A 26,069-nucleotide genomic window follows, 5' to 3' on the forward strand; every position below is an offset into this window, starting at 1 on the left:
GACGGCACCTCCCCACCAGGTGCGGCGGGTGCGCCTGGGGAACGCCGGGTCTGGGGGGGGTACGCATGCCCGTAGAACTTCCTGGGGTGAGAGTCGAGTGCACGATCGTGCAGATGTGAGTCTGTGCACGACTGGTGCGCGACGCCAGTGATCTGGGCATATGGACATGGGAACGAAACACCCCCGCAGCAAAGAGGCGTTGAATCCGCTCCCCCGTTCACATTCGCAGGGGGGGGTGCCCTCGCGGAGGCGTGTCAGGGGGCGGGCCGGGTACGCAGGGTGCGGTCGGCGAGGGTCGTCACTACCAGGACGACGCCGACGCCGACCATGATCCAGGCGATGAGGTGCATGCCGGGGTCGGAGACGCGGGTACGGAAGACGATGCCGGTGGTTGCGGAAGCGGCGATCGAGCCGAGGTAGCCGAAGGTGCGCAGCAGGCCGGAGGCGGTGCCGAGTTGTTCGGCGGGGGCGTGGTCGTAGAGGGCGATCTGGTTGCCCGCGCCGGACGTGCCCATGGCGACGCCGAAGACGAGAGTGACCACCACGACCCATCCGATCCAGCCCGAGGCGCTGAGCAGCAGTACGCCGGCGGAGCCGATGAGGCAGGCCAGGGCCGCTGCTACGACCGGTCCGCGCACCCGGTTGCGCCGGGAGACGAGCGAGATCACCAGGCCGGACACGAGCGTCATGGGCAACAGGAGCAGTCCGGCTTCGGTCTCGGACAGGCCCCGGACGCTCTGGGCCCACTGGGTGACACCGTAGAGCACGACGTACGCGCAGAACAGGACCAGGCCGTAGCGAAGATAAGTACTGGTCAGGGCCAGGTTTCCGGCGAGCAGGCGCAAGTCGAGGAACGGAGTCCTGGCCCGCAGCTCCCACAGCACCAGGGCGATCCACAGCACGGCGGAGATCGCCAGCAAGTACCAGCGGGCGTCGGGCAGGGCGAACAGGAACAGCAGCAGCGCGATCATCGCGGCGGCGAACCCGGCGATCCCGATGACATCCAGGGCGGCCGCGATGTCACGAGCGCGTCGGCTGCGGTCCGGTGGGCTGTCAGGTCGGCTGTCGGGTGGGACCCAGGCCAATGTCGTGACCAGCGCGACGAGTGCGACCGGAACGTTGATGAAGAACACGGAACGCCAGCCCAGCACGGCCACCAGGACACCGCCCAGGGGCAGCCCGAGGGAGGCGGTCGCGATGCCGGCGATCTGCAGGCCGCCCAGCACTCCGCCCGGCGGCTTGTCCAGACCGGCGTCCTCGGCGCGGCGGCGGATCAGCAGCATGGCCGTCGGATAGGCGCACGAGGTGCCCAACCCGAGCAGTACTCGACTGATCAGGAGGGTCGGAAGGCTGTGGGCGGAGCCGCCCATGAGTCCTCCGACGATGACGAGTCCGATTCCGGCCAGGAACACCCGTCGTGGGCCGAACACCTCGGCGGCCTTGCCTGCGGTGGGCTGGGCGATCGCGCTGGCCAGGTACAGGGCCGTGACCAGGGCGGCGGTCCGCCCGATCGACACGCCGAGTCCGTGGGCGATCGGTACGAGGGCCGTGGCGATCAGCGAGCTGTTGATCGGGTTGAGCGCCGAACCGACGAACAACGGGGTGACGAATCGCCACGAGAACGGACGCCCGGGCGGTATCCCGTTCACCGGCGGGGCGTTGGTCGTCGGCCCGGGGGCAGGCATCAGCATCTCCAGTACGTGGTGGTCGCAGAAGTGCGCGGCCGTCCTCGACCGCCTCACCTTCAACGGCACCATCATGGCGGGGCGGCCGCCGAGGCCGGTCGGTTTGCCGGGACCGGCATCGCGGTGGTGCAGCTCGGCGTGGATGGCGGCCGCCGGAGGACCGCGCTACCGGGGTCGGTTCGTCGGGCCCAGGCCTGGCAGCGGTGTGGTCCACCAGCGGGCCTTGTACAGCTCGGTTCCGGTCAGGGCGAGCGTCCCGTCGGGGTGGTGGAAGGTGACGGCGGAGGTGCACCAGGAGCAGGGACCCGCGTGATCGGGCGTGATGGTGAGCAGGCGACCGGTAGCGGGCTCACTGCCCACGCTCTTGATCCCGCGGGCTGAGTCCTCCGCGCCCAGGCCGACGGCTTCGAAGCGGTCGAGGTGTGAGTCGTAGCGCCACAGGCGGTCGCCGGTGCTGAGCCAGAACGTCCCCGGCGCGGAGCGCACAGCTGCGAGGTCGTGTCCCCCGACTTCCGGAAGGGGGATGCTGCGTTCGGGGGTGAGGGACGGGATGTCGGGCGTGCCACCGACCCGAAGGGCCAGCAGGGTGTCGTCCCCGAGCACCCAGAGCAGCTCCGCGCCCTCGTCCCACTGCACGGCGTGGGCCCCGTCGAGTTCCTGCTCGGTATAGGTGGTGCTGCGAGGCCCCTCCGAGGCCGCGTACAGCCGCACCCATCCGGCGGTGCTGGCGACCACGGCGACGTTGCCGTCCGGTAGGAGCTCCGCACTGTGGGGGTTGACGGAAGTGCCGAGGTCCGTGGCCCAGATCGGCGTGCCGGTCGCCGTGTCGACCAGGGCTGCCAAGCCGCCCGAGGCGGTGACCAGGAGGGATCCTTCACCGTCGAGCACCACGTCCCTGGCCTCGGTGGGCCTGGCCCAGCTGCGGGCCGGCTCCAGGTCGGCCAGCCGATCGTCGCCGTCAGCGGTCCACGACCACACCACCGGCAACCGGTCGGCCTCGGGTCCGGCCTCGGGTCCGGCCTCGGGTCCGGCCTCGGGTCCGGCCTCGGGTCCGGCCTCGGGTCCGGCCTCCCGCGCCGTCTCGCCGTCCAGGACGAGAACCTGCCGGGACGCCTGATCGACCGCGACGATCAACGCACTGCCCCGAACGCCGGCCGGCCCGGACCCCGGATCGGCCGCATCACCCGACGCATCACCCGGCACGGCTGCCTGCCCGGGCGCCTGATCAGCCGCGATGACCACCGCACTGCCGCGAGGCTCTCCGCCGCTGCCGTCCACGGCATGCGGGGCGGGGGTCGAACACGCCGTCAACATCAGGCCGCCCAGGACGGATCCCAGCCTGAGGCCCGCTCCGGCTCTTGCGCACACTGCCACGTCCCCTTCGCGCCATTATTATCGGACTATCTACTCTGCGTCCCGGCGCCCCGGCCCGGCGCCATCCTCGTCGCAGCGTCCGGGTGAACTCGTCCGCACGGGGCTGTGGGAGGGCTCGCCCCTGCGGGCCGGGCGAAGCAGCCGCACGCCCCACTCGGCGAGCTCCCGTACCCGTGGTCAGCACCCGCATCCGCGCGCCGGCCCTGACACCGCGCGCCCGACGTGCCGCCCACGGCTGGAGCCCGCCACCTGGGGAGGGTGGCGGGCTCCTTCGCGTTCGGTTTCCCCGTGCGCGCTCAGGCCCGGCGCAGCACCCGGCGCAGCCAGAGGGCGCCGGCCCCGGCGGCCGTCAGGGCAAGACCGCCGACGGCGAGGCCCGCGGTGTGGTCGGCCCCGGTGGAGGCGAGCTGGACGGACGACGGCGCGGCAGGCTGCGCGGCGTCGGCGGCGCGGGCCTGCGGGGCGGACGGCGCGGTGGAGGTGGTGGACGGGTCCGCCGGAGCCGGGGCGCTCGGGGAGGACGCGGAGACCGGCACGGCGGCGCCGGCCGGGGCCGAGGACACCGGGGCCGACGGGGCGGAGGAGGCCGATGGGGCCGAGGAAGAGGACGGGGCCGAGGAGGAGGAGGACGGGCTCGGCCCGGACGTCTTCGTGGCGGCGGGCAGGACCTGAATCGTCGAACGGGCAGCGCACTTCGTGGTTCCCCAGAACGGCAGGCCCTCGTTGACGAACACGCACGGGCCGAGCGTGGTGGTGCCCGCCGGAGTCTTCGCGTCGTACGACACCCGCACCCGGGCGACGACCTTGCCACCCGACCGGAGGCCGGAGTCACGGCCCTGGAGGTACACGCCGTAGGGGTCGTCGGGCGCGATTCCGGCCACCTTGTCCAGCGTCCGCCAGGCCCCGTCCGCCGTACGCACCTGCACGGTCGCGTACCGGTCCACGAACAGGACGTTACCGAGGTTGGTGTAGTCGGACGGCGTGGGGTTGTCGAGGATGGCGTCGAACTCGACCGGCGCGCCGCCCGCGACGGCGGTGGCGGGAACGTGGTCGAGCGAGCTCGTGATCGAGGTGACCTTGATCGTGCTGGTCACCTCGGCCTGCGCCGCCTCGTGGGGGTCGACGACGACGGCGGAATGCAGGGCGATGGACCGGAAGCCGCCGTTGGTGGCGCCGTCGTGGGGCAGGCCCATCGGCGCGCCGATCCGCAGGTCGACCCTGAGGGTCCGCCCCGCCGGGACGGTGAGCCCGGGCACCGTCCCGTCGTACACGACACTTCCGGAGGTGTAGGTCATCCCCAGCGGCACCGACTTCCACGTACCGTCGGCCGGGTCCCTGTAGTCGATGACGATCGCGTCCGGCGGCGTTCCGACGTCGGTGACGGTCTGCAGCTCCAGGTGGTAACCAGTGCTCTCCTGGCCCGAGTTGGTGATGTTTTCGGTGAACTCGACCGGCCCACCGGCGAATCCGACCGAGGCCGGGGCCTGGACGGAGAGCGAGGTGTGCGACGGCTCCCCCGCGAAGGCCACCGGGGCGGCGGCCACGACCGATCCGCAGACTGCGGCTACGCCGAGGGCAGCGGCGACGACGATGGCACGACGGGTACGACGGGTGCGACGAACATGAACGATGGTGGACACAGTTCTCCCCTGAAACCGTTCTGCGGGCAGGCCGCAGCAGCGCGCTGATGACTGATGGCTGAATGACTGAATGACTGATGGCGAGCGGGCCGCAGCAGGTTTGTGTGCGGCCGGGGGGGCGACCATGGCCCCGCTTCTCACTGTCATAGACGTGGAGCCCGGCCAGGGGTTGCAGGCGATCGGAAAGAAATTTCTCCCCGTCTCCGAACACCCGCCGACGGCGGACGCCCTCGGCGCAGGAGAAGGCGCCTGGTGCCCACGCGCCCGCAGATCCGTCACGCCCGGCCCATCAGCCGAGCCCGGTCACAGCCGGGCCGTCAGTCCCAGCGGGCGGATCCCGACAAGCCCCTGACGCATCCTCAAGTTACTATCAGGTATTTTTAAGGGGCCTTTCAGGTGAACATTGCCACTTCTTGAAGGATTACCCGTGCTTCGTCACCCGTCCCACCGCCTCGGCCGCGCCGCCCGCACCACGCTCACCGCCGCTCTCACCCTCGGCACGGCGCTGGCAGCACTGCCCGCCACCCCCGCCTTCGCCTCCGCCTCCGCCTCCGCCGACACGCAGATACCTGCCCCGGCGGCGCCCGCGGCCACCGACACCCCGCACCTGGACGCCGTCGAGCAGACGCTGCGTCAGGTCTCACCCGGCCTGGAGGGAACGGTCTGGCAGCGCACCGGCGGCAACAGCCTGGACGCCCCCGCCGGTGACCCGGCCGGCTGGCTGCTGCAGACCCCGAACTGCTGGGGCGACCCGAACTGCACCGACCGGGCCGGCAGCGAGAAGCTGCTGGCCAAGATGACGGCGAACATCGCCGGCGCGACCCGCACCGTCGACATCTCCACCCTCGCACCGTTCCCCAACGGCGCGTTCCAGGACGCGATCGTCGCGGGCCTCAAGGCCTCGGTGGCGGCGGGCAACAAGCTGACCGTACGGGTCCTGGTGGGAGCCGCCCCGCTCTACAACATCACCGCGCTGCCGACCAGTTACCGAGACGACCTGCTGGCCCGGCTCGGCCCGGCCGCCGCCGGCGTCACGCTGAACGTCGCCTCGATGACCACCTCGAAGACCGCCCTGTCCTGGAACCACTCCAAGCTGCTGGTGGTGGACGGCCACAGCGTGATCACCGGCGGCATCAACAACTGGAAGGACGACTACATCGACACCACCCACCCGGTGTCCGACGTCGACCTCGCGTTGACCGGCCCCGCCGCCGCCTCGGCCGGCTCCTACCTCGACACCCTGTGGGGCTGGACCTGCAAGAACACCGGAGTGCTGTCGAGTGCCTGGTTCGCCTCCAGCAACGGCGCGCCCTGCCTGCCGAACCTGGAGAAGGACGCCAACCCCGGCCCGGTGCCGGCCACCGGCAACCTGCCGGTGATCGCGATCGGCGGCCTGGGCGTCGGCATCCGGAGCGTGGACCCGGCCTCCACCTACCAGCCGGACCTGCCGGCCGCCGCCGACGCCAAGTGCGGCCTGGTCGCCCTGCACGACAACACCAACGGCGACCGCGACTACGAGACGGTCAACCCCGAAGAAAGCGCGCTCCGGGCCCTGGTGGCCGGCGCCACCAGCCACATCGAGATCTCCCAGCAGGACCTGAACGGCACCTGCCCGCCGCTGCCGCGCTACGACCTGCGCCTCTACGACCTGCTCGCCGCCAAGCTCGCCGCCAACGTGAAGGTGCGCATCGTGGTGAGCGACCCGGCCAACCGCGGCACGGTCGGCAGCGGCGGCTACTCGCAGATCAAATCCCTCGCGGAGATCAGCGACGCGCTCCAGGCCCGGCTGGCGGCCCGGACCGGCGACGCGTCCGGCGCGAAGGCCGCCATGTGCCGGAACCTCCAGCTCGCCTCCTTCCGCGCGGCGCCGACCGCGAACTGGGCCGACGGTCACCCGTTCGCACTGCACCACAAGGTCGTCGCGGTCGACGGCTCGGCGTTCTTCGTCGGATCGAAGAACCTCTACCCCGCCTGGCTGCAGGACTTCGGCTACCTGGTGGAGAACCCGAACGCGGCCGCCCAGCTCGACGCGAACCTGCTGGCACCCGAGTGGCACTACTCGCAGGCCGCCGCCACGGTCGACTACACCCGCGGCATCTGCCCGAACTGAGCGCGTTCTCCATCCGCCAGGATCTTCCGGGCCCGCCCATGGTCTCGCGGGCCTCGGGGCGCTGGACGGTCCTGCCGACGTCGTAGCGGGGTGCCCGGTGTCCGTTCTCGGCACCGGGTGGCCGTTCTCGCAGGCAGGTGCCTTCCCACATCGCCTCGGGACCTCGGTGCTCCAACTCGGCGATCAGCCGGCGGCCGGCCGCCGGGGGTGGGCGGTGGCGACCGTGTCCTCGGCGGCCATGTCCACGAGGTCCTGCGGTGGGTGGCTGCTGCTCCTCCTGTCGTCCTGGGACGGTACCCGGACTCGCGCGCCGAGGTGCCGTGAGCAGCCGAAGCCTCGGGGGGGCTCGGCCCCGGCCGCCGGTCAGATGGGCAGGTTCCAGGTGGGGCCTTCTTCGGTGCCGATCCACACGCGCTGGCCGTCGCCGTCGACCGTGATGCCGAAGCCCTCCTGGTGGGGGGCGCCGTGTTGCTGCCAGGCCCGGATGGCGGCCTCGGCCTGGTCCCACAGGCGCAGGGGCCCTCGCTGGGTGACGGTCCAGCCGCCGTCGGGGTTCGGCGTGGTGCGGGCGTGGGAGCCGGTGGCGAAGTCCACGAGGATCTGCTGGTCTCCGGCGCCGATGATCTCGGCGGAGGGGGCGGCGAGTTGGGCGACCCACTTGCCGGTCCAGTCACCCAGGATCGCCGGGTCGATCTCGCTGGGCCGTTCGTCGCCGGAGAGCAGGGTGACGGGCTGGCGCGGGGGCCGGTCGTGCGGCCGGGCGACCATGAAGTTGACGTAGCCGGGCAGGAAGCGGCCGCTCGCGCAGCCGGGCCCGGTGACGGTGAGGAGTGCGAGGCCGAAGGCGAAGCTCCACCCGGTGAAGGTGGCGAGGATCCTTCCGCCGGGCCTGACCTGGTGGAGCCACGGGAGGGGGAGGTGGCGGACCGAGCAGGTCGCGATCAGCCGGTCGTACGGTCCGCCGTCGGCGTACCCGGCGAGGCCGTCGCCGATGACGAGGGTGGGAGAGTAGCCCGCGGCTTTGACCGCCTCCGCCGCCCGCACCCCGATTTCCGGGTCGACTTCGACACTCACGACGTTCTGTTCCCCGAGGCGGTGTGCGCCGAGGACGGTGGAGTAGCCGGTACCGGTGCCGATCTCCAGCACACGGTGGCCGGCCTCGACATCGAGCTGCTGCCACATCCCCAGCACGAGGGAGGGGAGGGTGGAGGAGGACGAGGGGGCGCCGGCCACCGGCCCCTGGACGTCGGAGGGGCTCAGATGGCCGTCGAGCTGGGTGACCAGCGTCTGGTCGCGGTAGACCCCCTCCAGGCGGCCGGGGTTGTCGCACAGGACTGGAACGTAGGCCGTGGGCGCGCTGGCGGGCACGGGCAGGAAGTACTCGGGGACGAAGGTCTCGCGCGGCACGGCGGCTGCGGCCGCGCGCCAGGCCTGATCGGTGAGGGCGCCGTCGGCGGTGAGCCGGTCGACGAGGGCGGCGCGCAGTTCGGCGGGGGTGCTCACGGGTTGGTGCCTCTCTGGAGTCGGTCGGCCAGGGCCTCGGCGATCAGGTCGGTCATCGGCGGCGGGAACCACGCCCACTGACCGTTCGGGTTGCACTCGAAGAAGTTCCAGCACTCGGCGGTGTCGACGGCGAAGTCGAAGGCGCCGAAGACCAGGCCGAAGGCGCCGAGGTAGCGGGCCACGGCAGCGGCGACATCGTCGGGCACCGCGACCTGGGTGTAGGTCAGGAGGTTCTGCCGGCGGCGCCAGTCGAGGTCGGGGCTGTCGATCCGGACCGCGAACAGCCGTGTCCCGACGGCGGTGAGGCGCACGTCGTACGCCTTGTCCACCTTGGCCTGGAACAGGTGGGGGCAGGCCGCGACCGCCTCGGTGATCTCCTGCGGCCTCACCTCGGACACCCACGCCTGCGCGGCGCGGCCGTCCTCTCCCCGGTACGGGCTGTTCCACAGCGGCTTGTAGACGGCGCCGCCGACTTGGGCCCGGCAGAACGCGCGGGCCTGGTCCGGGTCCGTCGTGATGACCGTGGCCGGGACGGTGAAGCCGCTGGTGAGCGCGGCATGGAGCTGGACGGGCTTGTGTTCGGCCTCGCGGACCCGCCAGGGGTGGTTCACGTAGTGGGCGCCGGGAAGCGCGGCCAGAATGCCGCCGACCCCCCAGTGGGCCTGGGCCCGGCAGAACGCCGCGTCCTGCCCCTCCATCCCGGCCGGGGCCTCGTACGTGGAGGGGCGGCGGTACCAGACGGATCCGACGCGGCCGAGGTCGAGGACCCGGGTGGCGGTGGTCAGGGTGCCGCGCTGTCCGTCCTTTTCGTAGCGGGTGGTCAGCGCGGCGCCCTGCTGGAGATCGGCACCGGGATCCGTGCGGACGACCGGCACGCCCCGCTCGGCCAGGATGCGGAGCACCACGTCCGCCGTGGCGTCGTAGGGGTTGGTCAGGACCAGCACGGTCCGTGGCCGATCTCCGGTCATCAGCCGGTGCCCTGGTCCTGATCGTTGCTGGTGATGCTGTCCATGTCGGTGGGCGCGGCCTGGCCCCCGCTGTTCCCGTCGCCGCCGCCCTGACCGGTGCTGGTCGGGCTGCTGGTGTCGGTGCTGGTGCCGTGCGCACCCATCGTGACCTGCCGACCTTCACCGTCGAAGTAGACGGCGACCTGGGTCTCCGGATCGATCACGGCGATCAGGCCGGGAACGGGCTCGGTGTCGGGGTAGGGCCTCATACGGGTGGTGCCCCACGGCGGTTCGGGCGATCGGGTCATCCCGGTGTACCTCCTTCACGGGCCGCGGCCGTACGGCCGTCAGCACAAGCAGGTTCCCACAGTACGTAGTTGAGAGAATGCTTACCGTAACGCGCATGCCGTTCGCCAGGGGTCCCGGCCAACTCGCGTGGGCCTGGCCGTGTTGCTCGCAGCGGGCGGGCGCCGGTCGAGGACTCCCGGCGAGAACCGGTGCGACGACGCGTCGCGTCCCGCGCCGACCTGCTGGACACCCGGGCGGCGGTGACCGGTGCCGAGCACCTGCGGCTGCATCACGCCCTGGGCACCGTCGCCCGGACACTGACCGCCCGCCTCGGCGCTGCCGCCCGCGCGTACGAGGGCTGAGCCAGGGACGGGGGCGCCGGGCAGCTCTCCCGGCTGGTGTGACCAGGCGGTGCGCAATGAAGCCGGGGTGTGGGACGTGACGGAAATGTGTTCGCCAGCGGGGGGTGTCGTTGCTATACGATCACTCGGCCGACCGTCGTGAAGCCGCGGCGGGCCCACCCGTGTTTCAGATCCCGAGGGACCGTTGAAGATCCGTCATTCGCTCGCTGCCGTCCTCCTTGCCGCGGCCGCCGCACCCGTCGCCCTGGGCGCCGCCCCGGCGTTCGCCGACACCGTCCCGGCGGGGCAAGGGCAGACCGACCCGGCCGAGACCAAGGCGGACGAGGAGAACCGGGCAGCGATCGAGAGGCTGCTCGTCTACCCGAACGACTACCTGCTCACGGCTCCGAGCGACTACCTGCGCGAGCACGCGGGCCAGGCCCTCGCCGGCACCCCCGCGGACCGGGCGCGCTTCCTCGCGGTGGAGGCGGACAGGATTCGCCGGGACGACGCGCGGATCGCGATCCTGTGGACCATGAACGCCGCCGGCCCGGCCGTCAAGAAGGCCGCCAACACCGTGTTCGGCTCGAACGACCTCGACGTGTTCCGCGCCTACCTGAACGTCGGCCAGTACACGGCCCGGGCCGAGGACGAGAACCGCGCCAAGGTGCAGCAGCTCCTCGACGACCCGAACAGCGGACCGGGTGTGCGCGAGGGCGCCCAGCAGGCACTGGCGGGAACCGCCGCGGATGTCGAGCGCTTCCTCAACACGGGGCTGAAGACGGCCGCCGAGCACGACGACCGGGTCCTGCTCAGCCAGATCATGTCCCGCGGCGGCCCGGCGGTGAAGAAGGCCGCCAACGCCGCGATGTCCGGCACCATCGAGGACGTCCGTGCCTTCCTGAAGACCGGCCAGTACGTCGCCCGGGCGGAGGACGAGAACCGCGCCAAGGTGCAGGACATCCTCGCCGACGCGGGCACCGGCCGCCACGTCCGGGAGGCGGCCGAGAAGGCGCTCGCCGGCAGCGCGGCGGACGTCGAGCACTTCCTGAAGGAGCAGTTGGAGCCGCTGCGGGCGGGTGACGACCGGATCCACGTCTCGCAGCTCATCGAGGCCGGGGGGCCCGAGGTCCGCAAGGCCGGCCTCGCCGCGCTCGACGGCGGCATCGCGGACGTCCGGGCCTTCCTGAAGGAGGGCCAGTTCACCGCCCGGGCCAAGGACCAGGCCGCCGCGAAGACCACTGCCGAGACCGCTAAGGAGACCTCGCGGGGCGGCTCCGGCACCACCCAGGCGGTCGCCGCCGTGACCCCCGACGCCGCTGTCGCGGCCGCCTCGGCCACCACCGGGACGACGACCACCGGCACGACGACCGCCGCCACCACCACGGACGGCCGGAGCACCGCCGGTGGCTCGCTGGCCGCCACCGGCACGACCGCCCCGCTCGGGCAGCTCGGCGCCGCCGCCGGCGCGGCCGTCGTGCTGGGCGCCGGCGCGGTCGTCGCCTCGCGCCGCCGCTCGCAGGCCTGATCACCCTCCTCCGCCGGCCGGCCCGCACCTCACACCGGCCGGCGGAGCGTTTCGCCCACACCCACGCCCCCAGCCACACCTACGCCCACGCCCCCAGCCGGGCCGACGGCGGCTGGTCGACCCGGCCGGGCCGCCGGCGTTGAGGCGCGGCGTGTCCGTGAGGCGGAGCAGCGGCGGTACCGGGGGCGCCGTGATGCCTTTGGTTGCCGGGGAGTTGGCGGCTTGGGCAGGCTCGGGCGCCCCGTGCGCGCCTCGGGACGCTCGTGAACGCGACGGTCCCTGCCGGCTGGCCATCGTCCGGCCGGTGTGAGCACGCCGGTCGGCCTGCCTGCATTGCCGACTCCCGGAGTCCTGCGGTGACTTGCGTTCCGGCGGCAGCCGAGGCCTTCCCCATCGAGGCGAGCCTTCGCGGCACTTCGTCTGTACTCGGCCGCAGCCGTCGGTGGGGACGGTCAGGGGCGGGCTGCGGGGACGGTCGTCGCGGGGCTGCGGCGTTGGGGAAGGGTGATGCCCTGGTCTTGGGCGGTCGGGCCCGGGCGGAGGGTCCATGGCACCTGGTCGGTGCTGGTGAGCCATCCGTTCGCCACGAGACGGTGCACGATGAAGAGGTTCACCTCGCGCAGGTCGGGGCGCGAGCCCAGCCCCTTGCAGAGCTGTCTGAACGACGGACCGTGTCCGTGCTCGGCGCGGAAGGCCACCGTGAACTGCGCGGCCTGCGGCCCGCGGTCCGGGTGCGCGTCCTTCCACCGCTTGTACGCGGTCTGGCTCCTGCCGTCCAGGGAAGGCTGCTGTGACGGTCGGGGCGGGGGCAGCGTGAAGGCCATCGCGACCCGTTCCGGGCCCAGCGCGCACAGGGCGCAGTACTCGACGCTCTCCGCGTGCCGCCGCAGGGCGGGCGTGGCCGCGTCCTTCCATTGCGTCCACGCGGCGGCGTTGAAGTCGAATCCCGGAGTCACGGTCGTGCTGGTGCCGGTGCCGGCTTCGGGGTCTGCCGCCTTCTCCTGGGCGGTGGGCGGACGCATGCCCGCGAGGTGGCCCACCTGGGGATCCAGGCGGTAGCGCCCGTCGGCGAGTTCGGCGAGGAAGCCCTTGGCCAGAAGGTCCGGCAGGGCGGCCCGGCAGGCTTCGGGAAGGTCGGGCGGGATCTGTCCGAGGAGCGTGGAGGTGCTGTGTGCGGCGGCGAACAGGGCCGCCAGCCGGGCGGCCGGCGGGAGTTTGCGGACCGGCTTGGCCGACAAGGCCCGTGTGGTCCACCCGGATACGCGCGAGCGCACCGCTTTTCCGAACGGCAGGGGGTGGTCGGCCTCGCGGGCCAGATCCGGAACGGTGACCGGCGTCGCAGGTGCGACCGGGTCGCTGCTGAAAATCGTGTCGCCCATCAGCCAGCCCAGGCCGCGGAGGGCATCGACCACTTCGCGGGGATCACCCAGCCGCAGGGCGGACAGGTCAGTACCGGTGAGGTTGCCGGTGCCGCCGCGTGCGGCCCGGATCGCCACCACGACGGCCAGGAGCTGCTGGCCGGGATCCGGCAGTGGCAGGGCGGCCACGTAGCTCAGCAGCGTGCGCGCCGCCGCGCCTTGCTGGAGTGTCAGGAGGAAGGGCAGCGCCTGGGGTTTGCCGGCCGGAACGGCGGTGGCGTTGCTGAAGCTGGGGGTGGATGCAGACTGTGGCACGCCTCCCCCAACGCGCCGCACCGGCTGAGGTTACTGCCCGGGTCCCGTCCGGAGCAGCCCGCCGCCCGCCGGGCCTCGCAGGCGCCGACGTGGTGGGAGACGGCTGCGGCCGCGGCCGCGGCCGAACGGAAGGGGTCGACGGTTCCGTGCGCGGACTGCCGAGCCGAGTACCGCGATCTTCCTGGGACGCATGGGAGTCCCTTTCGCCGGAGGCCGCCAAGAGCCGTCCAAGCGCTCGGACCCGGTGGAGGTCCCACCATGCGAGCCGCTCTGGTTGTCCATCAACGAGAAACCGGCCAAACGCCAGGTGAGCGGCGGACGATCCGGTTGTCTGCGGACAAAGCAGGGGACGCGGGGTGAGTGTAACGCCGGCCGAGCTCGCGGGCGGTGACCCCCGACGTCACCTCCCGCACGAACCCGGCCAGGGCATCCGCCTGCTCGGTCTCCCCCTTGAGCCGCCCCTGCGGACGTCCAACACCAGCCACCCCAAGCCCCCTTGTCCTGTCCGCGGCCAAACCGGGTTGTCCGCCGCCCACCTGGCCTTCGGCCGGGTTCTTGTAGATGGACAATCAAACAGGCTGCACTGTGGAGTCTCCACCGGTTCTTCGGACAACTTGGAGGGTCCCGTGACACGGCCGTCTCCGCGTACGAACACGACCGGCCGGACCACCGGGAAGCCGCTCCCGCCGCGCCGGGAATAGCGCGGTGTTGCGGAAGAAATGGGCGTCGGCGGTCGGTCGTATTTGTAAAACCGTTTCGGCAGGAGCCAAGGGCTCCTCACAAATCGTCCGGAGCGCTACGTGTGGAAAGCATTGCAGACCACAAGATTGACAAGAAAGAGGAAGAAAATGCGCAAGAAGTTCGCGCTGGCCGCGGCCAGCGCCATCCTGATGACCGCGTCTGCGGCCGGCACCGCCTCGGCCCAGGCGGCCGTCGGCGAAAGGAGCGACGCTCCTGCCGTGATCTACCCGATCGCCGCCAGCAGCGAATCCCTGGCGACGGTGTGGGACAACTGCATCCACACCCAGGCATGCCTGTTCTCGGACACCAACGGCGGCGGCCAGATCTGGGTGGTTCCCAGCTCCGGGCGCTGGAGGCTTGCCAACTACGGCATGGACTCCAGGACGAGCTCCTTCTGGAACAGGAGCGGCGGCACCCTGAGCCTTTACGAAGGCGACAACTACCTGATGGGCTCCGCCCCCTACGGCCCGCCGGTGAACGTCCCGTGGGGAATCAACGACAAGGCGACCTTCGTCAACCTCTTCTAGCAGCACCGCCGTTCAGCCAGGGCGGCGCCAGGGCCGTCAAGGGCTGGTGGTGAGCATGGCGATGCTGATGGCGGCCTTGTAGGCAGTTCGGTCGATGGCGGGTCCGCGAGTTTTGCATCGGGAGACCGCTCGTTCAACGATGCGCTCTTCTGCGCGGACCCGCCATTCGGCCAGGAGCCTCCAAGGAGGTCTCCCAACTGTCGATCGATGGATCAACGGCCCGTCAAGCAAAGGAAACCCGCACCACAAACCCCGTAGCAACCGCCACTGGGTCTCCGAACAGAAATCACACGAGAAGGAGCATCGAATGATCAAGCGACTCGCAGGAACAGTGGTACCCGTCCTCGCAGCAACAGCACTCCTGACCGCCAGCCCGGCCAGCGCCGCCGGGACCGGCTGGTCGAGCTGCGACCGAGGCCTGTGCGACTACGCCTACGTGGAAGGCGCGATCGGAACGATCACGGACGACAGCGACGACGGAGTCGGAGCTGCCCTGGACCTCTATCTTTCCAGCGGCGAACACACCGGCATCTTCATGATCGCTATGGGACCCAAGGCGAAAACCTTCAAGTACCCCATCAAGCAGGCCCGGATCTGCAACTGGAACGGCAGCCTCTCGTCGTGCGGTGCCTGGAAGTACTTCCAATAAGCTCGCCGGCCGCGAGCAGCCGGTCCAGTCGGCGGCGAGAGCGTGGTCAGCCTCGGGGCCGAACCGGCGCCAGATGGAGTTTGCGTGGCGAGAGCCCGCCGGGCCGGGACCCGCAGCCCGATCGGTGATTCGCCCCCGGCCGGTTCGTCGCCGGATCAACGCGAACTCGCGAACAGAACACGGATGTTGCGGCACCGGAGCGCGGCTTGCGGCCGGATCCTGGGGGACGAAGGACAGGTGTCCCGCTATGGTCGGCTGGGCACTCAGGATCCGGGGTGCCGGTCATCAACGGAAGCGGGGCTGGAATCGGCATGGTCAGGTCTGTGGTGCGGTTGATCACCGGGGCACCGGGGGCGGGCAAGTCGACACTTCTGGGCCGGCTACGGGAACGGCCCGTCACGGTGGTCGACTTCGACGAACTGCCCGACGAGGACGGTCGGTTGCTCGGTATCGACATCACCTCCCCGGACGCGTCCGGGGTCTGGCCCGACTACAACCGCCTGTGGGTGCGGATCGCGGGCATGCTCGCGCGAGGAGGCGGGCCCGTCCTGGTGTCCTGCCCCCTCACCCCGGCCGAGTGGGAGGCCGCCGCGGCCGATGTGCCGGACGCCCCGGAGGTCGTCTGGGCGCGGTTGGACTGCGCGGACCACGACCGCCGCGTCCGTTTGGCCGCCCGCGGCTGGAGCGCGGAGCAGGTCGAGGAAGCCCTCCAGGACGCCGACGAACTGCGCGAACTCGTCCCCACGGCCTTCACCAGCTCCGGCCGCGCCCCGGTGGAGGTCGCCGAGGACGTCCTGCGGTGGATCACCGACTCCCCCGACGCCTGACCCGGCGACGATCGGAGCCGACTCCCCCTCCCCCGGACGGGCCGACCACGGCGACCGCTGCCGGCGGCCACACGACCGGCGCCGGTGACCCCCGGCAGCCGGCCGTCGGGTGTCGGGTTGACGAGATCGTTCGCACTCGGGAGCATGTGTCGCCGCGTGCGTGCGCGGGTGTGTGCAGACCGGATTCGTGGGGTGTGGGGTCATGAAGTTCGTGGTGTCCGGGCGGTGCGTGGGAAGGGTCGGGCTGGCCGTCGGCGCGGTGCTGGTGTTGGCGGCCTGCGCGGCAGGCGGGGGCGATGGGGCGACGGCGCACGGCCCGGCACCCACCGAGGCGGTCGACTCCGTCGGCTCCGTCAGGGCCGTCAGCGCCGTCAGGGCCGCGTTCGGCAAGGCTGTCGGGACCGAGGACATCACCGGGCTCGGTGCTGTGTCCGGCCCGGTAGCCGGGGTCCGGCAGGCCGGTGCGCCCGCGACCGCCCTCTCGATCACGGAGGGCGAGGTCGGCGAGGTGGGTCCGCACGGGACGATCACCTATCCGTCGGTGACCAGTTGCCTGGTCGTCACCGTCTACCTGCGGGACGGCGGCAAGGTCGGCGGCCATGTCAGCCTGTTCCAGGTCCCGGGGAAGTACTACTCGGACGAGGTCCTGCCGGCCATCAGGCGTGCCGTCGGTGGCCGACGGGTGGCGGCCGTCGACGTCAGCGGGGCCGTCGGGGCCTGGAACCCCTCGTACCTTCGGAAGGCCATCGAGCGGTACACCGACGGGTCGGTCCCCGAGCCGACGGGCGACGCGAAGGGGATCGGTGACGTGGTGGCCAAGATCCTGGGCCGACAGGGCAAGGAGGTCACCGTCCGGGATATGCCGGACGGCGACATCACCAGGTGAGCACCACGTCGACGGCCCGGCTCCGCTCAGAGCGCCAGTTCGACGAGGCCCGCGAGCAAGCCGACGACGATGCCCAGGACCGCCACGGCCGCAAACCCGATGAAGAGGCCGACCACCAGGGTCATGACCTCCGGGGCCTCACCACGCCGGACTCCGACGAGCAGCCAGCCGGCCGGCACGGCGCCCAGTACGAGGACCGCGCCCGCGCCGGTGCCGTACTTCACGGCGGGCGCCGACGACGGCTCGTAGGCCACGCCCCGCACCAGCCGCACCGGGAGCCGGGTGCCGGCCCGGTGCTTGCCGGTCGTGCCGTTCACCACGATCGGGCGGGCGTCGCCCGCGGAGGCGCCGGCCGGCGTGAACCGCCCCTGGCAGTTGGTGCCGTCGCTGTTGCCCTCGCTGTCGGACACCTCGTAACAGCGGTCCACCAGCACCACGCCGTCCGGCGGGCCCAGCCCCATGGCCGCGCCCATCCGCTCCGCGCTCAGCCACCAGGCCAGCCACACCGCCCCGGTCAGGAACGCCACCGCCAGCATCCCCGCCACCGCTCGCACCGCCACACGCGCTGCCACACCCCACACGCCGCCTCCCCGCGTACGCACCACGACCACCGCCCCCGTTGTTGCTGCTGCGCCCACCGCCCCCGCCGCGCTCGCCGCGCTCGCTGCGCAGAGCCTGCCCGACGGACCGCCGGTACCGATACGGCCAACTGAGGATGACAGCAAGGAAGTTGGCGTGCAATGCCCCACCCTGGCCCGGCAGCACCCGATGCCGGTGAGCGGCGCGGTGCCGGGCGGGCGCGCCCGTGCGCAGGTGGAGGCGGCGCCGACGTGGCGGAGGCCGCAGTCCGGTCCGCTCTTCTCCTCAGCTCGGCGCGGGCGCCGCACCGTCGAGGACGAGGTCGACGTCGAGGCGGATCTCTCCTCGTTCCACGCCGCGCCGTAGGACATGGTTCATGGCATTCCGGCGGGGAGTGACGATCTCCTCGAAGTAGCGGCTGTGCAGCCGCGGGAAGGTTGCGGCCTCGGCGTTGAGAGCGCGCAGCATGCTGCTGGCCCGTTCGTCGACGACGCGCTCGGCCAGGGCTCGGAGAAGGACCGCGAGGTCGGCGCGGGTGTCCGCGCGGGTGTCGGCGCCGGCCGGCAAGAGCCGCGGTTCGTTGATCGTCTCCAGCACGTCGAGGTAGAGCTCGTCCTTGGTCTTCCGGCGCCGGTAGACGCTGTTGCGCGAGATTCCGGCCTGCTTGGCGATGGTCACCAGCGACAGGCCGGTGAGGGTGGCGCCCGAGGCGACCATGCCGAGGACCGCATCGATGATGGCCGTGTCGGTGGCGGGGCCACACAGGACCGCGGGACGGTGTCGGTGACCTACGACCCCGGCACCACGGATCCAGCCGCGTTCGACGTCCGGCGCTGCCGCGGCATCGTCTCGCGCGCGCTCGGCCTGGCGCCGTCGCACTTCACGCTCACCGGACACCGGCCCTGGCAGATGGGCGGCTGGCTGGCCGACTCCTACCGCGCCGGCCGCGTCTTCCTGCTCGGCGACGCGGCCCACGTCACCCCGCCGACCGGCGGATTCGGCACCAACACCGGCATCCAGGACGCCTGGAACCTCACCACCAAACTCGTCTCGGTCCTGCGCGGCCACGCCGACCCGCGGCTGCTGGACGACTACGAAACCGAGCGCCGCGCGGTGGGCCGGATCACCGTGGACCAGGCACTCCTGCGCGCCCGCGACCGCGCCCGGGCCCCGATCGAGGACCGCCCGCTGCTCAGCGAGGCGGCAGTGGCCATCGGCTACCGCTACCCCGTGCCCGGCGACGACCCGGCCGCCGCCCACCCGGCGGCCGACGAGCCGGAACACTGGCACGGCGAGCCCGGCACCCGGCCGCACCTGCCCCTGCCCCTGCCCGGCACGGACCGGCCCCACTCCACGCTCGACCTGGTCCGCGCCGGCCGCTACCTGGTCCTCGCCGGACCCCAAGGACACCCCTGGATCCGGGCCGCACGCGAACTGGATCCGCACAACGCCTTCCTCGACACGGCACTTCTGCCCCGCCGGATCGCCCCGGCAACGGAATGGCCCGCCGACACCTGCGGCATCGGCGACCACGGCGCCCTGCTGGTCCGTCCCGACCACGTGATCGCCTGGCGCACCGCCCACGCCGCCCCGGCCCCCCTCACAGCCCTCGGCGCCGCCACGCGACAGGCGTTGGGTGGCTCTGTCCACGAGAACCGACAGCACCTGTACACGAGTTCGGGCAGCACTCGAAGCTCTGCAGAAATCGAACAGTTCTGACTTCAGGCAGCACGGGCCCCTGCCGAGAGTTTTCGGCAGGGGCCCACGGTGCAGAGATCTGTAGACGGCCGGGACCTGCCGTCGACGAGTGGCAGGCCGGCCGACATCAGCTACCGTCAGCCGCCGGTCTGACGGCCCGGCCTCACCTCAGGTGTCGGGTGAAGAACTGGGCCGCGGCGTCCCCGGCGAACTGCGGGACACCGGTGTGCCCGCCCATGTTGGCGTGCAGGGACTTCTCCTTCGAGCCGAAGGCGTCGAACAGGTCCAGGGCCGCCTGCCGGTCGTTCCCTTCGTCGTCCCACTGCAGCAGGACATGCAGCGGAATGGTGACCTGCCGGGCCTCCTCGAACATGGAGCGGGGCACGAAACTTCCGGCGAACAGAACGGCGGCCGAGATGCGCGGCTCGACCACCGCCAGCCGGACGCCGATGGAGATCACTCCCCCCGAGTACGCGACCGGGCCGCCGATGTCGGGCAGCGTGAGGAGGGCGTCCAGGGCGGCCTGCCATTCCGGGACCGCCTTGTCGACCAGCGGGAGGACGAGGGCGTCGACGATCTCGTCGCCGACCGGCTCGCCGGCCTCCATCGCCCGGCGCAGGTCGGCGCGGGCCTGCTCCACGGCGGGCCAACGAGGCCGGTCACCGCTTCCGGGGAGCTCGATGGTGGCCGTGGCGAAGCCATCCGCCGCGGCGTGCCGGGCCCGGGCCACCAGTCGGGGGTACATCCTGCGCAGTCCGAGGGGAGGGTGACCGAGCAGGATCAGCGGCGCCGGCGCGGATACGGATCCGGGCGTCCACAGGATGCCGGGGATCTCGCCGAGGGTGAACTCGCGCTCGAGGACACCGTCGTCGAAACGCTGTTCAGAAGTGAAGTGCATGGTCGTGCCTTTCGGGAGGGCTCTGAAACGGCGCTCCCGGACGACCTATCGCCCGACCGTGACCCCGGAGGAGAGCACCCATGTGAATACTGCGTTCACGGGTACCACCTCCTCGTTCTCTCGCACGGCCTCCGAAAACATAGCAGCGGTCACCTCGCCCACCAAACGGGTTTTTGCGGAGCGCTCTACCGGTCGCGCCGAACGCCGGGCCTCGTCGGACGGCTGAGCGCCACGGCGGCCTGGACGGTGTTCGCCTGGTGCTCTGCCTGGCGGGCGACGGGCAGCCAGAGCGGCTGGAAGCGCTGCTGGTACTGGGCGCACCAGTCCTGGAGGAGGTGGTCGAGTCGGGCGGTGGCCGGTGTGGTGGGTGCCTTGGCCGCCTCGACGGCGCGGCGGAGCAGCGCGGCCGCGCGGACCGGGATCCGGTGGGCCCACAGTTCGATGCCGGCGAGTCTCGCCTCCGTCATGGGCGTCGGGTGGAGGAGGCGCTGTCCGGCGGCCTGCGGGTCCCATTCGTGGGCCAGTTGCCGCGATGCCGTCAGCGGCGTGTGCGCGGCCCGGAGCAGGGGGCTGTCGTCCAGGTGGGGCAGAACTTCGTCCATCAGGTCGGTGACCAGGCGTCCGCGCTCCCGGACCTGGCCGGCGCAGGCGGTCAGGCGCGCGTAGGGGTCGTCGGCCGGGCGGGTGTCCCCGAGGTGGGCGCTGGCCCAGACCGGCGTCTCGACGATGACCGTCTCGCCGCCGTAGCGCTGGGGGGCGAACCAGGTGGTGGCGCGGACGCCTCCTGTCTCCTGGTGCTGATCGGGGTGAGGTTGGTCGGGGTGAGGTTGGGGTTGGCCGGGGTGAGGTTGGTCGGCGTGAGGTGGCGCCAGCATTCCGGTGCTGCTTTCCTGCTGGTCGATGTGGTGCGGCGCCATCATGAAGACGCCTGGGCCCGCTTCGCGCAGCCAGAAGGCGTCGTAGGGGCCGGTCTCGACCGGGATCCCGAGTCCGGCGGCGGATTTTGCGAACGGCTCGGCGAGGCCGGCCAGATCGCAGGTCGACTGGAGGAAGGTCCCGCCGACGTCGGCGCTGTGGAGGGAGAACTGGAGGGACGGCCGGAGGTCGTCGATCAGGTCGAGGAGGATCCGGCTCTCGGGCAGTCTCCCGCCGATCGCCGGCGCCCACTCGGGCTGTTCCTCGGCGGCGGGGCGGAAGTAGTGCTCGAAGTACTCGGGCAGGCTTCGGGTGCCGGCGCCGGCCTCTGCGAGGCGTGCCCCGTCGGGGTCGAGGCAGAGCAGAAAGTTCCAGGTCACCGCCTCGTGCAGAGACGGCTGCGCGAGGACCCGGTGGGCCAGTTCCACGATGCCGGCGCGGCCGGAGAACTCGTCGGCATGCGCACCCGTCACGATCAGCACGCTGTCGGTGGCGGTGGCGCGGCCGATCGTCAGGAGCACCAGCGGCTGGCCGGCGCGGGAGGTTCCGGCGGTGCGCACGTGGCAGAGTTCCGGGTGCCTGGCGGCCAACAGGTGTGCTGTGTCGGCGAGTTCTTCCAGCGTGGGGTGCCGGTCGTGAAGCAGGATCGCCCTGCCGGCGCTGGTCGACGTATCGGTCAACATCGGTGCCCTCCCTTGTCTGCCCGCCAGTCTCGCGCCAACGGCGGCGGCCTGCACCTCCTGGTGCAGGCCGCCGCCCGGTGTGCGCGGTGTTGTCCGGCCGCGGTCCTCAAGGCCCGCCGCCGGCCCCGGTTCGCGTCCGGGTGAGCTGGTCGGTGAGCGGTTACCAGCTTCCCTTGATGAGCGGTTACCAGCTTCCCTTGAGGGGGATCCAGCCGGGGTTGCCGAACTTCGTCGTCACGGCGGCGGTGCTGTTGTCGTTGCTGAGGTAGAACGTCGCGGTGGCCGGGTCGTAGCCGCCGACGCTGTCCTTGCCGGAGCCGTTCCAGTCGCCGACGAGGGGCTTCCAGCCGGGGTTGCCGAACTTCGCGGTCACGGCGGTGGTGCTGTTGTCGTTGCTGAGGTAGAAGGTCTGGGTGTTCGGGTCGTAGGCGCCGATGCTGGTGACGCCGTCGCCGTTCCAGTCGCCGACCAGCGGGGTCCAGCCCGCGTTGCCGAACTTCGCCGAGCCCGCAACGGTGCTGTTGTCGTTGCTCTCGTAGAAGGTGGCGGTGGCCGGGTCGTACGCGCCGATGCTGTCCTTGCCGTCCTTGTTCCAGTCGCCGACCAGCGGGATCCAGCCCGGGTTGCCGAACGTCGTGGTCACGGCGACCGTGCTGTTGTCGTTGCTGAGGTAGAACGTGGCAGTGGCGGGGTCGTAGGCGCCGATGCTGGTGACGCCGTCGCCGTTCCAGTCGCCGACCAGCGGGGTCCAGCCCGCGTTGCCGAACTTCGCCGAGCCCGCAACGGTGCTGTTGTCGTTGCTCTCGTAGAAGGTGGCGGTGGCCGGGTCGTACGCGCCGATCCGGTCCGAGTACGGCTTGGCGTGGTCGGTGCTCAGGCCCGCGTTGCAGTTGGGCCAGGCGCCGGGGCCCTGGCCGGCGAGGATCTTCTCCCCTACGAGGATCTGCTGCTTCTTGGTGGCGAGATCGGGCCGGGAGGCGTAGGCCAGGCCGCCGTAGGCCTTCCAGGTGGGCAGCGTGATCTGCAGGCCGCCGTAGTTGCTGTTGTTGGTGTTGATGCTCCAGTTTCCGGTGCTCTCACACTGGGCGACCCTGTCCCAGGTGCCCACCGAGGCGGCTTGGGCCGGTGCCTGGGAGGCGACGGACAGGACGGACGCCCCCAGGGCGACAGCGGCGAGCGAGCGGGTGCGACGGGTGTAACCGGTGTGACGGGTGGTCGACTTGTTCTCGGGCATGCTCGACTGACTTCCTTTCGTGTCGGTTGGGGGGCGGACTACCAGCGGCCGGCGATCGGGACGTCGCCGGGGCTGCCGTAGACGAAGCTGGCGGCGGTGGTGCTGTTGTCGTTGCTGAGGTAGAAGGTCTGGGTGCTCGGGTCGTACGCGCCGATGCTGGTGACGCCGTCGTTGTTCCAGTCGCCGACCAGCGGGGTCCAGCCCGCGTTGCCGAACTTCACCGAGCCCGCGACCGTGCTGTTGTCGTTGCTCTCGTAGAAGGTCTGGGTCGTCGGGTCGTACGCGCCGATGCTGTCCTTGCCGTCCTTGTTCCAGTCACCGACCAGCGGGATCCAGCCCGGGTTGCCGAACGTCGTGGTCACGGCGACCGTGCTGTTGTCGTTGCTGAGGTAGAACGTGGCAGTGGCGGGGTCGTACGCGCCGACGCTGCTGACACCGTCGCCGTTCCAGTCACCGACCAGCGGGATCCAACCGGGGTTGCCGAACTTCGCGGTCCCGGCAGCGGTGCTGTTGTCGTTGCTGAGGTAGAACGTCGCGGTGGCCGGGTCGTACGCGCCGACGCTGGCGACGCCGTCACCGTTCCAGTCACCGACCAGCGGAGTCCAGCCCGCGTTGCCGAACTTCGCCGAGCCCAGCGTGGAACCCGTGTTGTCGCCTTCGTAGAAGGTCTGGGTGGACGGGTGGTACACGCCGGCCTTCGTGGCCCGGGTCTGGACGTCGTCGACGATGTTCTTGTAGCGCAGGGCCTTGTACTCGCCGTTGGGGTGCGAGTCGAGGGTGCCGTTGATGGAGGCGCCGGTGACGTGCTTCACCGGGGTGGAGCCGAAGGAGTAGTACGAGAAGGTCGTGTGGGCGGCGTCGTCCCACTTCTCGAAGAGCAGGACGTGGTTGTAGTAGCTGTTGAGGACGTCGCCGGCCTTGAGCTCGCTGCGCTGGATCCCGTAGGTGTAGGAGTCCTCGATGGCCCGGGTGTCGGGGCCGGTGCCGGCGCCCAGGTGCCAGGCCATGGAGACGTAACCCGAGCAGTCCGTACGGTAGTTGCGGCCGCTGGAGTCCGGGTACGAGCCGCCCTGGTTGTAGGGGATCGACTTGCCCAGCCAGTACTGCGCCCGCTGGATGACCTCACTGCGGGTGATCTTGCCGTCGATCGAGGACGAGGCGGCGGTGACGGCGCTGGTCGCCGCGTGGGCCGCCGTGGTGGTGACGGCGGTCGCAACTATCGCACCGGAAGCGGCGAGGGAGGCCGCGAGGGCGACGTGGGCGAGCCTGGACAGCGTGGACGAAGGCATGGCGGAGCTCCTCATGCGGGTTACGGGCTGCGGGTTGCGCGTTGCGGGTTACTGGTTGCGAGTTCGAGACGGCATCGGATGCCGGACAGCGTCGTGCGGGTTCAGCGGCGGCGGTGCGGGTGCGGCGGTGGCGCGGGCGCAGCGGCGGCGCGGGTTCAGCGGCCGGGGGGCGCCGGTGGCTGGTAGCGCCGGCGCATCAGGGGTGAGGCCTGGTGGCCTCGGGCGATCAGGACGTGGGCCCGGCTCAGGGTGTCCTCCGCGACGGCGGGGTCACGGCTGGCGAGGTAGACGAGCAGGTCGACGCGGTCAGCCTCGCTTCGGACGGTGATGTGCTGGAGGCCGTCGTCGGGGCGGGCGTGGGCCCACAGGACGGCGCGGACCTCGGCCGCCTCACCTGCCTTGTCCACCTCGGTCACCTCAGTCACCTCAGCCGCCTCGCCGGCCGGGATCGGCCCGGCGCTCTGCCTGCGGTGCAGGGCGGCGTAGATGACGTCCATCCGCGGGTCAGCCGCCCCAGCCGAAGCTGGCGTTGACGGCGGTGTCCTGGGCGCTCACCGACAGGACCGCGGGGGCGGCGAGCAGCGCGCCCAGCGAGATGGCGATGGCCGCGGCGGCCTTGACGATACGGTTCTGGATCACGATCGGTTGTCCTCAACTGTTGCTGACACGAAGGGATTTCTCCGATCGGTGCGTCCCGCGGTCGACACGCCGTCCGGCTGCCGTCCGGGCTGACTTTCTGGCTGACTCCCTGGCGGCGATCACTAGCTTTGCCGGTCGGGGGGCGGCTCGGAAGGCCTTGCGGGTGTCGCCAACCGGCCTGTCCGACTCCGGACATACTGTCACGCACATGACAAGAACTGGATGGCGCGGCCTGCCGTCGAGGCCGGATATCCGACCTTGAGGGCGGTGTCATCCCATGAAAGGATCATGAAGCTTCGTGTGCTGTCACAGCCACGAGAGCTCACAGATCATCACACAAGGGGGACACCATGTTGCAGGCGCTTGGACTATCGGCCCGCGCCGAGCAGGTCTACCAAGCCCTGCTCGACCACCCCGCCGCCGACGTCGAAGCGATAGCCGGGCGCTGCGCGACCACCGCCACCCAGGTCCACGACTGCCTCGACGAACTCGGCGCCCTCATGCTCGTACGCGCCTCCGCCGACCACCCCGGCCGGATGCGCGCCGTCGACCCGGCCGTCGGCCTCGCCGAGATGCTCGCCCGCCAGGAAGCCGACCTCGCCGCCCGCCAGGCCGCCCTCGCCGCGTCCCGCGCCGCCGTCACCCGCATGGTCGCCGAACGCGCCGAACACCACGCCGCCCACGGCGAACGCCTGCTGGGCATGGACGCCGTCCACCACCGCCTGGAACAGATGAGCCGCACCACCACCACGGAAGCCCTCAGCAGCCAGCCCGGAAACCAGCGGCCCGAAGACCTCGACTCCTCCCGCCCCGGCGACGCCGGCGCCCTCGCCCGCGGCATCACCATCCGCACCCTCTACCAGGACTCCACCCGCCACCAGCCGCACGTCACCGGGTACGCCCACTGGCTGCTCAGCCAGGGCGGCGAAGTCCGCACCGCCCCCACCATCCCCCAGCGCATCGTCATCGCCGACCGCCGCGAGGCCCTCGTCCCCATCGACCCCGAGGACCACCGCAAGGGCGCACTGCACGTCACCGAACCCGGCATCCTCACCGCCCTGCTCGACCTCTACGAACAGGCCTGGAACACCGCCGTCCCGCTCGGCGCCACCGCCCCCGGCGACCCCACCACCGGACTCACCGCCACCGAACGCGAACTGCTGCGCCTGCTCGGCACCGGCCTCACCGACGACACCGCCGGCCAGCGCCTGGGCATCTCCTCCCGCACCGTCGGCCGCCACATGGCCTCCATCATGGAGCGGCTCAACGCCAGCAGCCGCTTCGAGGCCGGCATCAAGGCCGCCCAGAACGGCTGGCTCTGACCGGCTGGCTCTGACCGGCCCGAAGTACGCCGTGTCAACCCGCAGCTCCCCGATGGATTGTCACAGTCCGGTCCTCGCGATGTCCTGGTGATT

At 71.4% G+C, this 26,069-nt stretch carries 24 protein-coding genes; 9 read left to right on the forward strand and 15 right to left on the reverse strand.

Annotation, left to right across the window (positions count from 1 at the left end; translation table 11 throughout):
- Positions 1-254: 254 nt before the first annotated feature.
- From AB0R04_RS22295 to AB0R04_RS22305, 3 genes are all read right to left on the reverse strand, one after another.
- Positions 255-1,742 carry an MFS transporter gene (locus AB0R04_RS22295; RefSeq protein WP_363374018.1) on the reverse strand — a complete coding sequence of 496 codons (1,488 nt, stop codon included), beginning with the start codon at positions 1,740-1,742 and terminating at the stop codon, positions 255-257.
- Positions 1,743-1,850: 108 nt separating this feature from the next.
- Positions 1,851-2,819: a DUF6528 family protein gene (locus AB0R04_RS22300; protein WP_363373760.1), complete on the reverse strand. Its 969-nt coding sequence runs from the start codon at positions 2,817-2,819 to the stop codon at positions 1,851-1,853.
- A gap of 536 nt (positions 2,820-3,355) precedes the next feature.
- Positions 3,356-4,699 (reverse strand): hypothetical protein, encoded by a 1,344-nt coding sequence (locus AB0R04_RS22305; RefSeq protein ID WP_363373762.1) that lies wholly within the window; start codon positions 4,697-4,699, stop codon positions 3,356-3,358.
- A 427-nt stretch (positions 4,700-5,126) separates the two neighbouring features.
- On the opposite strand from AB0R04_RS22305, the gene AB0R04_RS22310 reads away from it, so the two are divergent.
- Entirely contained in the window at positions 5,127-6,809 is a 1,683-nt protein-coding gene (locus AB0R04_RS22310) for a phospholipase (protein WP_363373765.1), read from the forward strand.
- Between the two features lie 363 nt (positions 6,810-7,172).
- On the opposite strand, the gene tgmC is transcribed toward AB0R04_RS22310, so the two are convergent.
- The 3 genes from tgmC to tgmA are packed head-to-tail and all read right to left on the reverse strand — an operon-like array spanning position 7,173 to position 9,567.
- The gene (gene tgmC / locus AB0R04_RS22315) at positions 7,173-8,312 is read right to left on the reverse strand and encodes an ATP-grasp peptide maturase system methyltransferase (RefSeq protein WP_363373768.1); all 1,140 of its coding nucleotides are present in this window, start codon (positions 8,310-8,312) and stop codon (positions 7,173-7,175) included.
- Positions 8,309-9,280, reverse strand: coding sequence for an ATP-grasp ribosomal peptide maturase (gene tgmB / locus AB0R04_RS22320; protein WP_363373771.1), 972 nt, complete (start codon positions 9,278-9,280; stop codon positions 8,309-8,311). Before tgmB ends, tgmC begins: the two co-directional genes overlap by 4 nt.
- The gene (tgmA, locus tag AB0R04_RS22325; RefSeq protein WP_363373772.1) at positions 9,280-9,567 is read right to left on the reverse strand and encodes a putative ATP-grasp-modified RiPP; all 288 of its coding nucleotides are present in this window, start codon (positions 9,565-9,567) and stop codon (positions 9,280-9,282) included. The genes tgmB and tgmA overlap by 1 nt, the downstream gene beginning before the upstream one ends.
- Positions 9,568-9,756: 189 nt before the next feature.
- Between tgmA and AB0R04_RS22330 the strand changes: the two genes are divergently transcribed.
- A complete protein-coding gene (locus AB0R04_RS22330; RefSeq protein WP_363373774.1) occupies positions 9,757-9,909 on the forward strand; it encodes a hypothetical protein in 153 nt (50 codons plus the stop codon).
- Positions 9,910-10,093: 184 nt separating this feature from the next.
- Complete coding sequence (locus tag AB0R04_RS22335) at positions 10,094-11,416, forward strand: ALF repeat-containing protein (RefSeq protein WP_363373776.1); 1,323 nt, start codon at positions 10,094-10,096, stop codon at positions 11,414-11,416.
- 452 nt (positions 11,417-11,868) lie between these two features.
- On the opposite strand, the gene AB0R04_RS22340 is transcribed toward AB0R04_RS22335, so the two are convergent.
- Positions 11,869-13,089 carry a hypothetical protein gene (locus tag AB0R04_RS22340; RefSeq protein ID WP_363373779.1) on the reverse strand — a complete coding sequence of 407 codons (1,221 nt, stop codon included), beginning with the start codon at positions 13,087-13,089 and terminating at the stop codon, positions 11,869-11,871.
- An 848-nt stretch (positions 13,090-13,937) separates the two neighbouring features.
- Between AB0R04_RS22340 and AB0R04_RS22345 the strand changes: the two genes are divergently transcribed.
- The 4 genes from AB0R04_RS22345 (at position 13,938) to AB0R04_RS22360 (ending at position 16,719) form a co-directional block, all read left to right on the forward strand.
- On the forward strand, positions 13,938-14,357 hold the full coding sequence (locus AB0R04_RS22345) for a peptidase inhibitor family I36 protein (protein WP_363373781.1): 420 nt from the start codon (positions 13,938-13,940) through the stop codon (positions 14,355-14,357).
- A 307-nt stretch (positions 14,358-14,664) separates the two neighbouring features.
- The gene (locus AB0R04_RS22350) at positions 14,665-15,006 is read left to right on the forward strand and encodes a hypothetical protein (RefSeq protein ID WP_363373783.1); all 342 of its coding nucleotides are present in this window, start codon (positions 14,665-14,667) and stop codon (positions 15,004-15,006) included.
- A gap of 311 nt (positions 15,007-15,317) precedes the next feature.
- On the forward strand, positions 15,318-15,833 hold the full coding sequence (locus AB0R04_RS22355; protein ID WP_363373786.1) for a hypothetical protein: 516 nt from the start codon (positions 15,318-15,320) through the stop codon (positions 15,831-15,833).
- A 202-nt stretch (positions 15,834-16,035) separates the two neighbouring features.
- Positions 16,036-16,719, forward strand: a complete 684-nt coding sequence (locus AB0R04_RS22360; protein WP_363373789.1) for a hypothetical protein — start codon at positions 16,036-16,038, stop codon at positions 16,717-16,719.
- A 26-nt stretch (positions 16,720-16,745) separates the two neighbouring features.
- Here the strand turns inward: AB0R04_RS22360 and AB0R04_RS22365 are convergent, their stop codons facing one another.
- Both AB0R04_RS22365 and AB0R04_RS22370 read right to left on the reverse strand, forming a co-directional pair.
- Entirely contained in the window at positions 16,746-17,291 is a 546-nt protein-coding gene (locus AB0R04_RS22365; RefSeq protein ID WP_363373792.1) for a hypothetical protein, read from the reverse strand.
- 292 nt (positions 17,292-17,583) lie between these two features.
- Positions 17,584-18,015 carry a TetR-like C-terminal domain-containing protein gene (locus AB0R04_RS22370; RefSeq protein WP_363373795.1) on the reverse strand — a complete coding sequence of 144 codons (432 nt, stop codon included), beginning with the start codon at positions 18,013-18,015 and terminating at the stop codon, positions 17,584-17,586.
- Between the two features lie 66 nt (positions 18,016-18,081).
- Here AB0R04_RS22370 and AB0R04_RS22375 point away from each other — a divergent pair, with 66 nt between their 5' ends.
- Positions 18,082-19,017: an FAD-dependent monooxygenase gene (locus tag AB0R04_RS22375; RefSeq protein ID WP_363373797.1), complete on the forward strand. Its 936-nt coding sequence runs from the start codon at positions 18,082-18,084 to the stop codon at positions 19,015-19,017.
- A gap of 142 nt (positions 19,018-19,159) precedes the next feature.
- Here the strand turns inward: AB0R04_RS22375 and AB0R04_RS22380 are convergent, their stop codons facing one another.
- The 6 genes from AB0R04_RS22380 to AB0R04_RS22405 form a co-directional block, all read right to left on the reverse strand.
- Entirely contained in the window at positions 19,160-19,894 is a 735-nt protein-coding gene (locus AB0R04_RS22380; protein ID WP_363373799.1) for an alpha/beta hydrolase, read from the reverse strand.
- Positions 19,895-20,079: 185 nt separating this feature from the next.
- The gene (locus AB0R04_RS22385; RefSeq protein WP_363373801.1) at positions 20,080-21,492 is read right to left on the reverse strand and encodes a M14 family zinc carboxypeptidase; all 1,413 of its coding nucleotides are present in this window, start codon (positions 21,490-21,492) and stop codon (positions 20,080-20,082) included.
- A gap of 184 nt (positions 21,493-21,676) precedes the next feature.
- Positions 21,677-22,726 carry a transglycosylase family protein gene (locus tag AB0R04_RS22390; protein WP_363373803.1) on the reverse strand — a complete coding sequence of 350 codons (1,050 nt, stop codon included), beginning with the start codon at positions 22,724-22,726 and terminating at the stop codon, positions 21,677-21,679.
- 38 nt (positions 22,727-22,764) lie between these two features.
- Positions 22,765-24,015, reverse strand: coding sequence for a VCBS repeat-containing protein (locus AB0R04_RS22395; RefSeq protein WP_363373804.1), 1,251 nt, complete (start codon positions 24,013-24,015; stop codon positions 22,765-22,767).
- 155 nt (positions 24,016-24,170) lie between these two features.
- Entirely contained in the window at positions 24,171-24,512 is a 342-nt protein-coding gene (locus AB0R04_RS22400; protein ID WP_363373806.1) for a hypothetical protein, read from the reverse strand.
- A gap of 7 nt (positions 24,513-24,519) precedes the next feature.
- Positions 24,520-24,654: a hypothetical protein gene (locus AB0R04_RS22405; RefSeq protein ID WP_363373808.1), complete on the reverse strand. Its 135-nt coding sequence runs from the start codon at positions 24,652-24,654 to the stop codon at positions 24,520-24,522.
- Between the two features lie 350 nt (positions 24,655-25,004).
- Here AB0R04_RS22405 and AB0R04_RS22410 point away from each other — a divergent pair, with 350 nt between their 5' ends.
- Positions 25,005-25,976, forward strand: coding sequence for a LuxR C-terminal-related transcriptional regulator (locus AB0R04_RS22410; RefSeq protein WP_363373810.1), 972 nt, complete (start codon positions 25,005-25,007; stop codon positions 25,974-25,976).
- Positions 25,977-26,069: the final 93 nt, after the last annotated feature.

This window comes from Kitasatospora sp. NPDC056731, from assembly GCF_040687675.1.
In the GTDB taxonomy this organism is placed as follows: domain Bacteria; phylum Actinomycetota; class Actinomycetes; order Streptomycetales; family Streptomycetaceae; genus Kitasatospora.